Annotated in this window: 14 protein-coding genes and 1 other annotated feature; of the genes, 1 reads left to right on the forward strand and 13 read right to left on the reverse strand. The window is 28.8% G+C overall.

Going from position 1 to position 15,927, the window contains the following annotated elements; all coding sequences use genetic code 11:
• Window positions 1-314: 314 nt before the first annotated feature.
• Genes RDK80_RS18740 through RDK80_RS18755 form a run of 4 tightly spaced genes read right to left on the reverse strand, consistent with a single transcriptional unit; the run spans window position 315 to window position 4,922 of the window.
• Entirely contained in the window at window positions 315-1,226 is a 912-nt protein-coding gene (locus tag RDK80_RS18740; protein WP_256312410.1) for a bifunctional enoyl-CoA hydratase/phosphate acetyltransferase, read from the reverse strand.
• 22 nt (window positions 1,227-1,248) lie between these two features.
• Window positions 1,249-2,382 (reverse strand): tetratricopeptide repeat protein, encoded by a 1,134-nt coding sequence (locus tag RDK80_RS18745; protein WP_308525169.1) that lies wholly within the window; start codon window positions 2,380-2,382, stop codon window positions 1,249-1,251.
• Window positions 2,383-2,398: 16 nt separating this feature from the next.
• On the reverse strand, window positions 2,399-3,151 hold the full coding sequence (locus tag RDK80_RS18750; protein ID WP_308525170.1) for a hypothetical protein: 753 nt from the start codon (window positions 3,149-3,151) through the stop codon (window positions 2,399-2,401).
• Window position 3,152: 1 nt separating this feature from the next.
• The gene (locus tag RDK80_RS18755; RefSeq protein WP_256312407.1) at window positions 3,153-4,922 is read right to left on the reverse strand and encodes a B12-binding domain-containing radical SAM protein; all 1,770 of its coding nucleotides are present in this window, start codon (window positions 4,920-4,922) and stop codon (window positions 3,153-3,155) included.
• Between the two features lie 152 nt (window positions 4,923-5,074).
• Here RDK80_RS18755 and RDK80_RS18760 point away from each other — a divergent pair, with 152 nt between their 5' ends.
• On the forward strand, window positions 5,075-5,269 hold the full coding sequence (locus tag RDK80_RS18760; protein WP_216560943.1) for a hypothetical protein: 195 nt from the start codon (window positions 5,075-5,077) through the stop codon (window positions 5,267-5,269).
• 12 nt (window positions 5,270-5,281) lie between these two features.
• Here RDK80_RS18760 and RDK80_RS18765 read toward each other — a convergent pair whose 3' ends face one another.
• The 9 genes from RDK80_RS18765 to RDK80_RS18805 form a co-directional block, all read right to left on the reverse strand.
• Window positions 5,282-6,241: a hypothetical protein gene (locus RDK80_RS18765; RefSeq protein ID WP_308525171.1), complete on the reverse strand. Its 960-nt coding sequence runs from the start codon at window positions 6,239-6,241 to the stop codon at window positions 5,282-5,284.
• Between the two features lie 6 nt (window positions 6,242-6,247).
• Window positions 6,248-7,948, reverse strand: a complete 1,701-nt coding sequence (gene argS, locus RDK80_RS18770; RefSeq protein WP_256312405.1) for an arginine--tRNA ligase — start codon at window positions 7,946-7,948, stop codon at window positions 6,248-6,250.
• Between the two features lie 97 nt (window positions 7,949-8,045).
• Window positions 8,046-8,246: a binding site (T-box leader), on the reverse strand.
• An 81-nt stretch (window positions 8,247-8,327) separates the two neighbouring features.
• On the reverse strand, window positions 8,328-9,593 hold the full coding sequence (locus tag RDK80_RS18775) for an MFS transporter (RefSeq protein ID WP_256312404.1): 1,266 nt from the start codon (window positions 9,591-9,593) through the stop codon (window positions 8,328-8,330).
• A gap of 102 nt (window positions 9,594-9,695) precedes the next feature.
• Complete coding sequence (locus RDK80_RS18780) at window positions 9,696-10,913, reverse strand: MerR family transcriptional regulator (protein ID WP_256312403.1); 1,218 nt, start codon at window positions 10,911-10,913, stop codon at window positions 9,696-9,698.
• A gap of 74 nt (window positions 10,914-10,987) precedes the next feature.
• A complete protein-coding gene (locus RDK80_RS18785) occupies window positions 10,988-11,722 on the reverse strand; it encodes a hypothetical protein (protein ID WP_308525172.1) in 735 nt (244 codons plus the stop codon).
• Window positions 11,713-12,048, reverse strand: a complete 336-nt coding sequence (locus RDK80_RS18790; protein WP_256312401.1) for a hypothetical protein — start codon at window positions 12,046-12,048, stop codon at window positions 11,713-11,715. Before RDK80_RS18790 ends, RDK80_RS18785 begins: the two co-directional genes overlap by 10 nt.
• On the reverse strand, window positions 12,032-12,565 hold the full coding sequence (locus RDK80_RS18795) for a sigma-70 family RNA polymerase sigma factor (RefSeq protein WP_256312400.1): 534 nt from the start codon (window positions 12,563-12,565) through the stop codon (window positions 12,032-12,034). The genes RDK80_RS18790 and RDK80_RS18795 overlap by 17 nt, the downstream gene beginning before the upstream one ends.
• Before the next feature lie 127 nt (window positions 12,566-12,692).
• Entirely contained in the window at window positions 12,693-15,071 is a 2,379-nt protein-coding gene (locus RDK80_RS18800) for an endonuclease MutS2 (RefSeq protein WP_308525173.1), read from the reverse strand.
• A 410-nt stretch (window positions 15,072-15,481) separates the two neighbouring features.
• Complete coding sequence (locus RDK80_RS18805) at window positions 15,482-15,865, reverse strand: hypothetical protein (protein ID WP_308525174.1); 384 nt, start codon at window positions 15,863-15,865, stop codon at window positions 15,482-15,484.
• Between the last annotated feature and the right edge of the window lie 62 nt (window positions 15,866-15,927).

Genomic DNA, 15,927 nt, shown 5'->3' on the forward strand with positions numbered 1-15,927 from the left:
TTCCGTTTGCTGTCAACTGTTTTTTAAAACTTTTTTTAAATCATTTTGTTGATTTATAAAGGTTTTTGTCACAGCCGACTTTTACTATCATACTCTCTTTCGAGAGACTTGTCAACTGTTTTTTTGAACTTTTTTAAATCTTTAATTTGATTTGTTTTGTTCAATGTCGCAGCCGACTTTTATTATAATACACGGTTTTTAATCTAAAGTCAACATCTATTTTGAATTTTTTTCAAGTTTTTAACAAAATCTTTTAATTCAGATGATATATAGGTAATTTCCTATAATTCATCCACTCTTTTATTAATTATCCACTATCCTTTATATGCTGCTACTAAACTGCCTAATGCAATTGAATACAATTTGGCTTCATGATCATCTGCTCTTGATACTAATACTATAGGAACTTTTGCCCCCATTACTACCCCTGCAGACTTTCCACTAGCAAAATAAGTAATGCTCTTTCCAATTCCATTACCCATTTCAATGTTTGGGACTAATAAAACATCTGCATCACCTGAAACTTTTGATTTATATCCTTTTATCTCAGCTGATGATGAAGATATAGCTAAATCCAATGCCATAGGTCCATCGACGATCGTTCCTTTCGAAAACTTTCCTTCTTCATATCTATGCTTTAACTCACTAGCATCCACAGTAGCCACCATTTTAGGATCTAACTTTTCTTTAGCTGCTAAACAAGCAACCTTGACTTCTTCTTTTCCTAGTGCCTTTGCTACTGTTACAGCATTTTCTATGATTTTTACCTTATCCTCTAAGGTAGGCTGTAAATTCATTCCACCATCAGTTAAATATATTAATTTTGAGTAATTAGGTATATCATATAGCATTACATGAGATAGTAACGAATCAGTTCTAAGTCCCCATTCTTTATTTAGTACAGCTTTTAATAATATGGAAGTATCAACTAAACCTTTCATTATAAAATTAGCTTTCCCACTTGATACCATTTTAACCCCTATTTCTGCTGCCATATTTAAATCTTTTTCATCTATTATTGTATAAGAACTTATATCTAATCCTTTTTCCTTAGCAATCTCAATTGTTTTTTCTTTATCTCCAATTAATATTGGTTCAGCTATGCCTAATCTTTTACCTTCAAAAACAGCAGCGAGAACTTCTTCATCATGGCAAGCTACTACTACTAACTTCATAGGCTCTTCGTGCTTCAAATTTAATAACTCATCTAATTTGTTGATTTCCATTGTTATCCCTCCATATTAAATATTATTTATTAATCAGATTTTCTAAAATGTCTTTCTGAGCATTCATATTTTCATCATTAGGATTTAAATCCACTGCATTTTCTATATCTCTATAAGCATCTTCTAGTTGTCCTAACTGCAAATAACATAATCCTCTATTAAATAAAAGTTTATAATCATCTGGTATATTTTCAATTCCTTCTGTAAATACATCTATAGCGTCATCCATATCCCCTATAGTAAATAAACATATTCCTAATTCATTATAAACATCAGAATCAACTTTATAGAGTTCCAATGCTCCTTGAAAATAATCAATTGCCTTTTCATAGTCTGAGAGTCCTTTATAGCATGCACCTATTAGATATTTAAGTTCCCACCATTTTTCAAACTTAGGCATTAGTTTTAGAAATATATCTAAGGCTTTATCAAAGTATTCTCGGGATAAGTAAGTTAATCCAGTCTCTAAAGCCGCATCATTTTCAATAAGTTCTATCTCTCCCCTTATCTCTTGTAGCCTTAACTCATCCTTATCTAGAGTTAAATATCTTGTCCAAATAAGCTTTGCTTTTAAATATTGCTCTGAAAATTTATAATGATATCCTAATTTATAGTATGCTAATGGATATTTATCATCTATATCCAATATAGTTTCTAACTCATTCGTAGATTTTTCTAGAAACTGCATTCCTTTCTCATCTTGCTCTTTTTCCAGATATCCTTTTGATATTTCTTCTAATACGAGGGCATAATTAAATATCCCATTAACATTCTCAGGATTAATATATTTTAATGCCCTAAAATAAATGGCTCCACTGTCATAATCATCATCTTCTATACTCTTAATTCCTTGATAAAAAATATAATCTTCTGCTCTTTCATTATAGGACATAAGTATATTCTTATAATCCTCCATATACATAAACAGAGGATCTATTCCCATTAAATAAATAATTCCATCTATTACATGAACTAATTTTATTTCTTCTTCCATATTACCTTCTATAATTTCATTTACTAGAACATCAGTTATTATTGGGAGGGGAATATCTTTATCTATAGGATACCCCTTAATATTTGTTGTTGTATTTTTTTTCAATTCAATAAATGTAATCTTGTCTGTTTTTCTTCTAAAATACTCATTAATAAAGTCCATATTTCACCCTCTATTCTTAAAACTTATTCATAAACATTCTTTTTCTTCTAGTACTAGTACTTAATAATTTAAATAAATGTCCTCTGTAGATCATCATGAATGAAAACACTCCCTGTCCTAACAGATATTTTATGATACTAGAAGTACCAAAATTAAACCCAAAAGATAGATGAGTTGTAAATAGGTCTGTAAGAATATTACCTGTTAGATAATAAAGAGCTACATAAAATATTGCATTTGGCAACAACCAGTTTAACCAATTTTCTTTCATAAAATCAATAGAATACATAATACTATTCATAGGGTCTAAAACTTTTAAATATAGAGTTTCAGGCAATGAATTAAGTAGAAACAATATAGATACCATTATTATTATATTTAAAATATAAGCATTAAATCCTAGCATCCCTTGAATAAGGGATAGTAAATAACTTCCTATCCAAGCAAAAAAGAATATAGTATATACCTTTCTAAGAAAATATTTGAATCCATCTTTAAAATCTTGAAATGTCATTCTATTATAATTTATTATGTTATATAGCAAGTACAAGTAGTTTGAAATCAAACTAGCACTAACTATAGCCAAAATAATCCCTGCAAAAATAGATAACACTCCTCTAAATATACTAAATACTACAGTAAAAATAGCTGTATTCAAAATTATATATACTATCCCAGTAAATATTATCATCCAATTACTCTTTAGACTACTTATTGTTTTCTTAAAAGTTTGATTATTAATCATCAAAAAATCCTTTATTATATCCAAGCTAAATCATCTCCTTTATTATATTGCTTATATCATATGTTTTACATCTATTTATAACTTCCTTCTGATATACAAACAATATATCAGTTCTAATCGTATAGTCTGTTGAATTATAACCATCTTCTATGATTTTGAAAATATTAACGCTAAAGGTTTCAACTGCAATATCTTGAATTATCTTTTTCGTAGGTAATTCTTTATATTCTTCTAAGCAATCCTCCATTACTTTCTCATTCTTTAGAATTTCATGAATAATACTTTGTTTTATATCCTCTTTAAATCCTAAAATTCCATTTGGAATTCTAGATCCCTTATTATTCTTTATAAAGTCAAATCTTAGAAGTTCATTGAACACTACCATATTATTAAATCCCTTATGTTTATAAAATTCTATTAATATTTCATACAACCTAATTCTACTATTAGATACCTTATGGTAATTTTTAAATTCCCAGTAATATGAGAAATCTTCATAAAAATCAAATGGACTAGTATAATGATTGTGAACTATGAATTCCAACGCATGCTCAAAATATCCTTCATTATAATACCTCTCTACTAAATCTTCTATTGTCTTTAATTTTATTATTTCTTTAAACTTAATAAAATCATTTTCCAATACTTCATAAGGAGGTTCATCCAGATACTTAAATCCATATTTCTCTTGATCCTTTCTTAATCCAGAGCCTTTAAGTAGTTTTAAGAATCCTAATTGTATTTTTTCAGGTCTTATTTCATATACATCATTAAAAGATTTCCTAAAAGAATCATACCCCTCATATGGAAGTCCTGCAATTAAATCTAAATGCTGATGAATATTTTTATGTGATTTTATCTCCTTAGTAATATCTCTTAATTTCTCAAAGTCGGTAGTTCTTCCAATAGCATCTATAGTATCTAAATTAGTAGATTGTACACCTACTTCAAATTGAAACAATCCTTCTTTTACTCCAGATAAAAAATTTAGCATTTCTCTATCTAATAGATGCGCTGTGACTTCAAAATGAAAGTTTATATCCTTTGGATTCTTATTTATAATAAAACTCATTATCTCCATTGCATAATTTTTATTAGCATTAAAGGTTCTATCTACAAATTTTACCTGCCTCACTTTCCCTTCAATTAAGTTGTTTAATTCTTCCTTAACCCTATTAATCTCAAAATATCTTACTCCTTTAATAGTCGACGAAAGGCAAAACTCACAATTAAATGGGCATCCCCTTGAAGATTCAAAATATACTATTTTATTTTCAAATTCATCTCCTATATTTTTATATGGAGATGGTATAATGTTTAAATCTTTAATCAAAGGTCTAGGAGGATTTTTAATGATTTTATTTCCTTGAGAATAAATTAATCCCTCTATATCATCATAATCTTCATTGCCGTCAATTGTTTTTTTTATAAACTCCCTAAATGTTTCTTCTCCCTCACCATAAATAATAAAATCAATAAACTTATTATCTTCTAAAATCTTTTCTCCATCAAAAGAAACTTCTGGTCCTCCTAAAATTATCTTTATTTTGGGATTTACTGTTTTCAAAATCTTACATATTTTCAATGTCTCTGTTAAATTCCAAATATAAGTTGAAAATCCAATAATCTCAGGCCCCAATTTATATAAATCTGAAGCTATAAAGTCTATATTTTGATTTATTGTATATTCTTTTATATCAATGTGGATTAAATCCTCAACATATCCCTGTAAATACCTAATAGCTAAACAGGAATGAATAAATTTAGAATTTAATGTACTTAATATTACTTTCATCTATTTACCTTCCTTTTATTATATTAAATACATTATATCATTAGTTTTTAGTCTTATACAGAGAATTTACGAAAAGATAAGATTAGTCATTGAATTTTTGACAAAAGTCTTATAGAATATATTGTATAATACGACAAGAAAGGAGATAATTCATGAGAGAATTTGATAAAATTTCTATCCAAGAAATGTCTAAAGATGATATGCTATTAATTATTGAAGCCTTGGAATATACAGGTAGCAATACTAAAATAAATGAATTTTTAAGTTTAAAAGACAGTATTGTGGAGGAATTAAGCTCTTTAGCGGAAATTGACGAAAAAGATTTTTTAGAGTATCTAAGAAAATAGACCCCTAAGGGTCTATCTTTTAAATAAGTACATACCAGTTTTAGTCTGAATTAAAGAAGTTAAGGTGTCATCCTTTACTTCTTTTTTTATTACCTTAGCTTCCTTAAGTAAAGAATGAAAAAAAACATCACCTTCATTAAAATTAAATATATCTGGTAAAATATATTCTTTTATCTTTAGCTTATCAGGGTCTATTCTAGATTTTCTTAAAGATATAATATATTCACCGAGATTAATATAAAATCTAGGAAGATTATATTCCTTATTTGAATCATATAAAAAGTCGTACAATACTTTGCCTATTAATGTCTTTGACTCTTCTTTATCTAAAACCTTAAGAATATCCTCTAGACTCAAATACCTATTATTTATTATACCATTTAAAAAATTCAATAGATGTATTTTTTCTCTTTCAAACTCTACCTTGAAATTGCCTGAATAATTCTCAATTTCTATTCTATAATTCTTTTTATATTTATCCATATAATTAGTTTGAGAAAATCCAATAATATTTTCCTTCAGCTTTTCTATTATATTATCCTCATCTCTAAGAACTAAATACAATAAATGTACAATAGCTATTGTTTCAAATAAAAATTGAAGATTTCCAGATGTAAATAGTATATTTCTTATAGTTTCTTCTTCTATTATTTCATATCTTTGATTTGCAAGAACTAGAGGTATTATTCTACTTATTATAGAATCATCTTTATTATTCCAATATAAACTTGGATTTACTCTTCCTTGTGTATTTAACAAGGAAGAGTTTCCTCCAATTCTATAGTTTAACCATAGTTTAAACTCTTCTAAAAATCTAGTATAGTCAATTCTAACTCCTTCTTCATTCATCATAGGAATTAAAGACTTCGTAGTTATTATAGATAATTGAGATATATAACCATATCTCTTCCCCTCATTATAATCTTCTTGAAATAAGTTTAATAACAATCTTTCAAAGCTCATTTTAGTCATATATATCTACATTCTTTCTGGTGCTTCTATTCCTAATAGATCTAATCCTGTTTTTAATACAGTCTTAGCTGTAAAGGATAACATAAGTCTTGCTTTTTTAAGTTCTATATCATCTGTGATTATAGGGCAAGAATTATAGAACTTATTATAAGCTTTTGCTATTTCGACTATATGTCTTGTAATGAAATAAGGTTCATTTTTCTCCATAGCATCTAGTACTACTTTAGGGAAATCATATAATAGTCTAGTTATATTTATCTCTTCCTCAGTATTAAGAAGGCTATAATTTACATTATTCTCTATATTAAACTTTCCTCTTTCAAGTAAAGAATTTATTCTTGCATGGGTATATTGAACATAAGGACCGGTTTCTCCTTCAAAACTTAATGTTCTATCCCAAGAGAATACATAATCTTTAATTCTTTGATTAAATAATTCTTGAAATATTACGGCGCCTATTCCAACTTGTTTCGCTACTTCTTCTTTATTTTCCAATTTTGGATTTCTTTCATTTATTATATCCAAAGTATTTTTAACTGCAGTATTTAATACATCTTCCAAGAAAACAACTCTACCCTTTCTAGTAGATAAAGTACCATCTTCTAGACTAACCATACCAAATGGTATATGGACACAGTCAATTGCCCACTCATATCCCATAAGCTCTATTACCTTCATCCAAGCTTTAAAATGAAGATTTTGTTGCGAAGCTACTACATATATATTTTTGTAGAAATCATAGGTTTCCTTTCTATAGAAGGCAGCTGCAATATCTCTTGTAGTATATAAAGTTGAGCCATCAGATTTCATAATAAGTGCTGGTGGCATACCATATTCCTCTAAATCCACTAAATAAGCTCCTTGAGATTCCTTCATCAAGTTCTTTTCTCTTAATTCCTCTATTACTGCAGGCATCTTATCGGAATAGAAAGATTCTCCAGCATAGGAGTCAAATTTAATATTTAACATATCATATACCTTATTGAACTCCTTTAAGCTTATTTCCCTAATCCACTCCCATAACCCCAGAGCCTCTTCATTTCCATTTTCTAATTCTTTAAACCAATATCTAGCTTCATCTCTTAATTCTTCATGTTCTTCTGCTTCTGCGTTAAATCTAACATATAATTTTAATAATTCATTTATAGGATCAGCCTCTATTACTTCTTTATCTCCCCATTTCTTATATGCAGAAATAAGCATACCAAATTGAGTACCATAGTCACCTAAATGATTGATAGCAACTGTATCAAATCCTAAGAAAGTATATATTTTATATAAAGCATTTCCTATAACTGTTGTTCTAATATGGCCAATATGGAAAGGCTTTGCAATATTTGGTGATGAATACTCCACTATAACTGTCTTACCATTACCCATATCTGAAGAACCATATTTAGTCCCTTTTTCTCTCACTTCATTTAAAGTAACTTCTGTAAGTTTACCTTTATTTATAAAGAAATTTAGATATGGACCTTTATTTTCTATTTTTTCAAAGTACTCATTTTCTCCAAATTTACTTGCTAATTCCTCAGCTATAGCAGGTGGTGCTTTTCTAAAAGCCTTAGCTAATCTAAACACTGGGAAAGCATAATCACCCATATCATATGATGGTGGCACTTCTATTAAAGAAGATATTTCTTCTTCCGTAAGTGAATCCACTTCTGATTTAATTAATTTAACAACTTCTTCTCTAAAGTTTAACATATTTTCAACCTCCTATTATTCAATTCACAATTGTTTCTTTTTTATTTGATTGTATGTCGCTGTGTTAGGTCATAAAAAAAGGCTCTCGTCTCCTATTATAAGAGACGAGAGCTACCCCGTGATACCACTCTTGTTGGCAAATGCCCACTCGAAATTTTAACGCTACTAGCGTAATATCCTACTCTTTTCAGATATATTCTCCTGAGTTCTCTTCAAATATTTCCTATGTACTGGCTCCCACCAACCCAGCTCGCTTCAACACGGTTAAATTTTCTACTCTCTCAATCGACGAATTATATATAATTATTACTATATAATATACAATATTATCTGTATAAATACAAGTAATATTTAAAACTACTCTATTAGTATATGAACTTTAATATTTTTCCTGTTCACTTATATTACAGAATAATGATTTTTTCTTATTTAAGACTAATACATTAGTGGTGAACAACATTATTCCTCCCACAGTAGTTATAAAATAAGCTGGTATTATATTCAGTAAGAATCCAGACAGTATCAATCCTAATGGCAGTATAATTTTAACCATGCTCATAGCTATACTTAAAACTCGTCCTCTATATTCATCTGGTATCAATTTTTGTAGCATATACATAATCGGTATATCTATAAAAGAAATTGCGACTCCGAAAGCAATCATTATTCCACAATAATAGAAAGTATATATAGTATTAGTAAATAATAAGTTTTTAAACACTATTGGAACTCCCAATAAATTTGTACATATACCTAATGCTAAACTAGCAAATATTAAAATCTTTTTATATGAAGCTCTTTGCATGATCTTTTTGATTATCAATGCACCAATTATCATTCCTATTGGAAATGCACTCTGAATTATTCCCAAACTCCTAGAGTCTAATGTCAATACATTATTAATTATATAAGGCAAAGGTATTGTGATTGATAAACCCATAAAAAAATTCAAGCTAATAAACACACTAAAAATTCCTATTATATCTTTTCTTTCTATAATATATTCTAATCCATTTTTCATATCTTCTACAAAACTAATGCTGTTTTCTTTTTTATTACTCCCATTATAATTATGTTTAAAATCTATAAACATTTCAGACACTCCCGAAAATATATAGCATATTCCATTAAATAGAATAAAATATCTGATATCTATTAGGGCAAATACTATTCCTCCAACCATTGGTCCTAATATGGAAGATGTAGAGTCTATTATCTTGCTAATTGAATTAATATTCATCAGCATATTTTCTGATACAATATTAGGAATTGCTGATTCCATCGATATGCCAAATATAGTAGTAAAAATTGTAGTAATAAATGTACTTATATATATAATTAATAAATTTAGACCATATATACTACTAACCATATATAACAGTATAAGAAATATTCCATTTAATATATCCATGGAAACTACTATCTTTTTTTTATCAAATTTATCAGCTACAACTCCAGCAAACGGATTGATAATTAGCATGGGTATTATACTAACTATTAGAGTCATAGCAAAACTAAGACCTGAACCTGTAATTTCTAATACATGAAGCCCCATGGCAAAAGAATAAATGGATGCACCAAAAATAGATACAAATTTACCTAATGAAAATAATATGAAATTTAATCTCTCCTTTTTGTTTTTCATATTGATCCCTCCTGACCACATCTTAAATAGTAGCCCTTAGACAATGTCAATATATTTTCCAAGTCTTTTTGTTTGCACAAATAATTAAAGATAGGGTTAACCCTATCTTTTTCCATAATATAAATAAGAATATACTTCTTCTCCTTTTACAAAATAGTTTTCGTATTTTCCACCTTTCCCTAAAGGTTCTGAAACTTTTTCATAAATAAGTTCATAGTTTAGATTCTTTATTTTTTCTTTTACATTTTTTAAAATAAAACTTTTTCTATATTTATCATCTATTTTACTATTCACACCAAAGTTTTTAAATATTATATATGAACCTATCAACCAAGCAGATTCTTTAATATAGTTATCTATTTCATTCAACAAAAATTGCTCCTTTGAAAATCCATAATTACTACTTCCTGAAAAATCCACAATAATATCGATAGATTTATTTCCTATAGGAATCTCAGTAAAATCAGAACATATAAATATTATGTTTTTATTGGAATCTATAAGCTCTAGCACGCTTTTCAAAAATTTATGTCTCCCAATATCATTATCAACAGCTATATAAATGGAGTCATCAGGTAATTCATTATATATATGCCTTAAGAAAAAACCATTACCAGATCCTAACTCTAATATTGTTTTGTTCTTAAAATTATCAAACTCTATTTTCTTATGCATCAGTTCTAAATTTTTATATACATTCTCTAAATACTCCATATCAGTTAAGCTTATATATTCCTCTATATATTTATAATCAAATTTCAATCCATGATCTATAGGTTCATGATTAATTATTAATATTCCATCATCAATATCGTATTCTAAACCACAATTACATATTAATTTTCCATCAATTACTTGATTGCTATCTACACTTCCTTTAGAGAGTATTAAATCACCATTACATTTTAAACATTTAAACATGTTTAGATTTCTAAAATCAATACCTATTTTGTTCTTTCGTTCTATGCTAATATTGTGTAGTTCTTGTATTTTAATTTTAAGATTATTTCTAATCTCTTTGAGATTATCTATCTCCTCTCCTATACTCTTATATTTGCTTTCAAAAAATGTTTTATAATATTGATTTTGTTCATATGGAGTAAGATTTCCTAGTCTCCTAAATATAAATATAGATTTAATTTCATTTAATGTAAATCCCATACCCTTTAAATTTAGAATATCTTCTAAGTCTGACTTACATCTATCATCAAAATAATATTGGCCTCCCTGCATTTCAGGTATAATTAATCCCAAATCCATATAATGTCTAACAGTATCAATAGTAAGATTATTACTTTCAGCAAATTTTCCTATTCTCACTAACTCACCACCTGTAATTTCTTTATTGCTTTTCCTATATGAATATTCTATCAAAGCTAAATTAAATAATTATGTTATTCCCAGTATGATTTGAACTTTACATTCTTAGCATTATTCCCAATTAGATATAACTTAACTTCTCCATCTTTAAATATTGATAAATCAAATTCATAGCTATCATTTTTAGGTGATAAATCTATAGTTCTTTCTATATCTCCTTGTACTAAACGTAATGAAAGCTTACCCTTACCACACTCTGATTCAATATAGAGTCTACTCGGATTATTATCTTCTATTTTTATTTTACGGGTAAATTCTTTAGTAGAACTAATATATGATACATTCCATTTGTCTCCTATATTATTTTCTATTGACCCTATTGATATTCCACTATGTGCTTTCAAGTCACCATCTCTAAATACTATCAGAACAAAACCCATAAAGATTATAATAATAACTATGAAATAAATAATAAACCCTATCATAAGTCCCTTCGAATTACTTTCTCTATTTTCCCTGTAATATCTAATATCTTCTTTGAACTCATTTCCACAAGTCATACAATAATTGGATGATCCCGGCACCATACTACCGCATTTATTACATGTGATCATCTCATCCTTACGAGCTACTAGGAAGTAAATTATTAACCCCATTAAGTTGGGAACCAATAATACTATAGCAGTCCATAAGCCTGCATTTAAATTCCTTTTTTTTGCATCTCTATATGTCCATGTACCTAGAAAAGCAAATGTCACAACAACAAATGATATTAATATTCCAAACAGTATAAACATATTCATAGACAAATCACAGCTCCTTTCTTAAGTTCAAAGTATTTAACTCCAATAGCTGTCAATACTATGCTAAATATCATAGTCAATAATCCAAATACCATAATCATTACCTGTAAAGTTCCATATGGAATATAAATGAAAGCTATTGTTGATACTGCTATGGTTATAAAGATAGAAATAACCATTGGAAGCCACCATATGGATATAGTCTTCTCTTTAGAGTTTCCATATCTTAATTTTTTCTTTAATTCTTGATTTAACTTTTCATCAACTTTATCATATGATGCAAGGGATTTTTCTAGTAGAAAGTCAATACTTTCCTTATCTATATCCTTCATAGCCTTTCCCCTCCAATTCCTTTTTTATAATTAATCTAGCTTTATGTAAACGGCTTTTAATTGTTCCCTGTGGTAACTTTAAAGTTGCTGCAATTTCTGATATAGACATATCTCCATTATAATACATAATAATCGGTATCCTAAATTTATCACTTAGGTTAGAAACTATAATATTTACTTGACCTATTAACTCATTTGAAATAGCTATATCTTCTGTACTAATGCTATTGATTGATATATCCCATAAATCATTTCCCTCTATACTGACTGTTGGCGCAATCCTATGACGCCGAGCATTTTTACGAATGGTATTTTTCCATATACTTACTGCAAGAGAAATTAAAAATCCTTTTGGATTATTGTCTATATCTATATTTTCTTGAATTTCTACAGCTCTTAGAAAAGTTTGTTGATATAAATCATCTGTATCGGACTTATTTACTGCAAGTCTCCTACAAAATCCATAAATAATATCTCCATATAGATCAATTAGTTCTTCTACATCCGATACATTCATCACCACCGCCTCCTCATACTGTTATCGTCACCATATTATATATGGTTCATTTTTTCTTAAGTTTTCTTATAATAAAAAAGATATTTGTTTTTGACACAAATATCTTTTCCAAATATTAAAAACTATTTTACTTAATCTCTACTACTGTAACGCCATCTCCGCCTTCTCCAAAGGTACCAAATCTAGAAGCTTTGACATGTCTATGACTTCTTAAATATCCTTTTATCCCATCTCGAAGCACTCCAGTACCTTTACCATGTATTATATTAATTTGCTTTAAGCCTGCAATATATGCATCATCTAAATATTTATCTAACTCTAAAAATGCTTCATCTAGATTTTTTCCTCTTAAATCAATTTCTGTCCTAATATCTTTAGACTTAGATCCCATTATTTTTTTTGTACTACCATGGACTTTTTCTTCTTCATCTGAAGTTGTTCTCTTTAACGTAGATATATGAGCAGTTATTTTCATTATACCCACTTGAATCCTTACATTTCCATTATCATCTGGTTCATCAAGGACTGTACCCTTTTGATTGAAGGTAAGAACCTCCACAGTTTCTCCCACCTTCAAGTTTTTTGGCGGCTTATTGGATTTTACATTTAGTACATTACGAGACACTTCTCCCTCAGCCTTATTTAATTTAGCTTTTAATTTATCCTGTGCTTCTTGAAGTTTTCTATTTCTATCCTTTTCTATTTCACTAGATATATCTCTTAATTCTCCTACTATAGAATCTGCATCTTCTTTAGCTAATCTTAATATATTTCTAGCATCTTCCTTAGCCTTAACTAAAATCTTGTCTCTCATTTCCTTTGTTTTATCTTTTTCTATTTCTAAATCTGCCTTCAATTTCTCTACTTCTAATCTATATCTTTCTGCTTCAGCCCTATTAGCCTCTGTAGCTAATCTATCTTTTTCCATAGCCTGTAGCACATCTTCAAATTCTACATTCTCCTTAGAAATAAGGTCTTTTGCATAATCTATGATATATTCTTGTAATCCAAGTCTTTTAGATATTTCGAAAGCATTAGATTTACCTGGTACTCCAATAAGCAATCTATATGTGGGGCTTAAAGTCTCCACATCAAATTCTACAGATGCATTTTTTACACCTTCTGTAGTTAATGCATATAGCTTTAATTGACTATAATGAGTTGTAGCAATGATTCTAACATTTAATTTAAGTAAATGATCAAGTATTGACATGGCAAGAGCTGCACCCTCTGTAGGATCTGTTCCTGCTCCAAGTTCATCAAATAAAATTAAACTATTATATTCTACTTTAGATAATATATCTACTATATTCACCATATGAGATGAGAAGGTAGAGAGAGATTGCTCTATACTTTGCTCATCTCCAATATCTGCAAATATCTGAGTAAATATTGCTATCTCTGAATTAAAATCGGCAGGGATATGAAGTCCTGACTGAGCCATTAAAGTAAGTAACCCCACAGTCTTTAATGTAACGGTTTTACCACCAGTATTCGGCCCTGTTATTATCAAGGAATTGAAATCTCTTCCTAGGTATACGTCTATTGGTACTATTTTAGCTACATTAAGCAGTGGATGACGACCTTTTTTAATATTTATATATCCTTTTTCATTTAGTATTGGCTTAGTCGCCTTCATATCAAGGGCAAGTTTCCCTTTAGCAAAAATAAAGTCCAATTCTTGAAGGATTTTTTGATTATTTCCAATCCCTTCGGATTCTTCTGCAACTAAGTTTGAAAGTTCCCTTAAAATTCTTTCTATCTCTTCTCTTTCTTTTAGCTCTAACTCTCTAAGCTCGTTATTTAGCTGAACTACTGCCATAGGCTCTATAAATAACGTTGCCCCGCTCCCACTCATGTCATGGACTAATCCTGGTACATTTCCCTTATTCTCTGATTTAACAGGTATTACATATCTTCCTTCTCTAATAGTTACAATGCTATCCTGAAGATATTTTTTGTTAGTCTGGGAATTTATTATTGAGTTTAACTTATCCTTTACTGCCTCATTCTTACTAATTATTTGTCTTCTAATACTTCTAAGCGTTGAGCTAGCATTATCTGAAATTTCATTTTCTGATATTATAGCATTATTTATTTCATCTTCAATATGTTTAAAAACCCTAAGCCCCTCAACTAATTCTTCTATTATAGGATAATCAGATACTTTATCCTCTTTCGTCTCTTTTATATAGTTTTTTAATCCCCTAGATACTCTTAGAGAGTCAGATACCTTTAGTAAGCCCCCAGGACTAAGAGCTCCGCCTATTTCTGCCCTTTTAACTTCAGGTGCTATACTGTGTATTCCATATAACGGTGGCGTTCCCCTTTTAATTAAAAGTGTATAGGCCTCCTCTGTTTCTCTTTGAAGATACTCTATATCTTCCATATTTGTTAAAGGCTTTATTTCTTTTACCTTGTCCTTACCTAAGCTAGATTCAGCTTTTCCTAGAAGTAAATCTATAATCTTATTATATTCTAATGTTTTTAAGGTCTTTACATTCATTTTATAATCATTCCTTCTCGTAAATTACCCTGCAATAATGTAATTATAACACATTTGTAGGCAATAAAAAAGGTTCTGAAAAGAAAAGGGAGTTATTAGATAAATAACATATTTTCAGATACTTCAAAGAAAAAATCATAAAAAATGAGAATCTCAAAGTGACGTCAAATCACAAAGAAGAGATTCCCATGAAGATACCTTCATCAGCTATTATACGAACTTATTAAGTTGTTTAACAACCAGAAAACTATGAAAATTGTTACAAAAGTTAGGATTTTGCAAGCGACACAAAGGTATGCTACCTGATACAATTCTAGTTCTCGATAGCTCAATTATACCAAAAATAAAATGTCCATGCTATTTTATTATCAAAACTGTTGAATCTTTTAAGTTCCTTTCTTTTTTGGTATTTATTCTTCTTCACAATCCACAAATATTGCTTCGAAGACATCTGAATATCTATTTATTCTATATGCATATCGTAAGCTTATGTTTTTATTAATTATTTCTGAATCGTAAAACGTACTATTGGTGTCGTCACGAACAAAATATTCCTTCAACTCATCAAAGCTTGAATACTGTTTTACATAAACTTTATCGTCATATTTTTCCAACAATTTTGAAACACTCTTTTCCACACCTTCAAGCCAACTCTCTCTATAATCACTCTCATCTGAATAATAGAAACATGTTATGTCTTCAGGGTTATACATATTCTTGGCGAAAGACATATTAATGCTTAAAACTGTAATAAGCAGGAAGCAAACTGTTAATACAAGCAATGATTTTTTCACTATACTCACCTCCTCGTATAATAAAGTTACAGTTTAATTACTGTATTTTCTTTTCTATCTCA

Source organism: uncultured Tissierella sp. (genome assembly GCF_902479755.1).
In the GTDB taxonomy this organism is placed as follows: domain Bacteria; phylum Bacillota; class Clostridia; order Tissierellales; family Tissierellaceae; genus Tissierella; species Tissierella carlieri.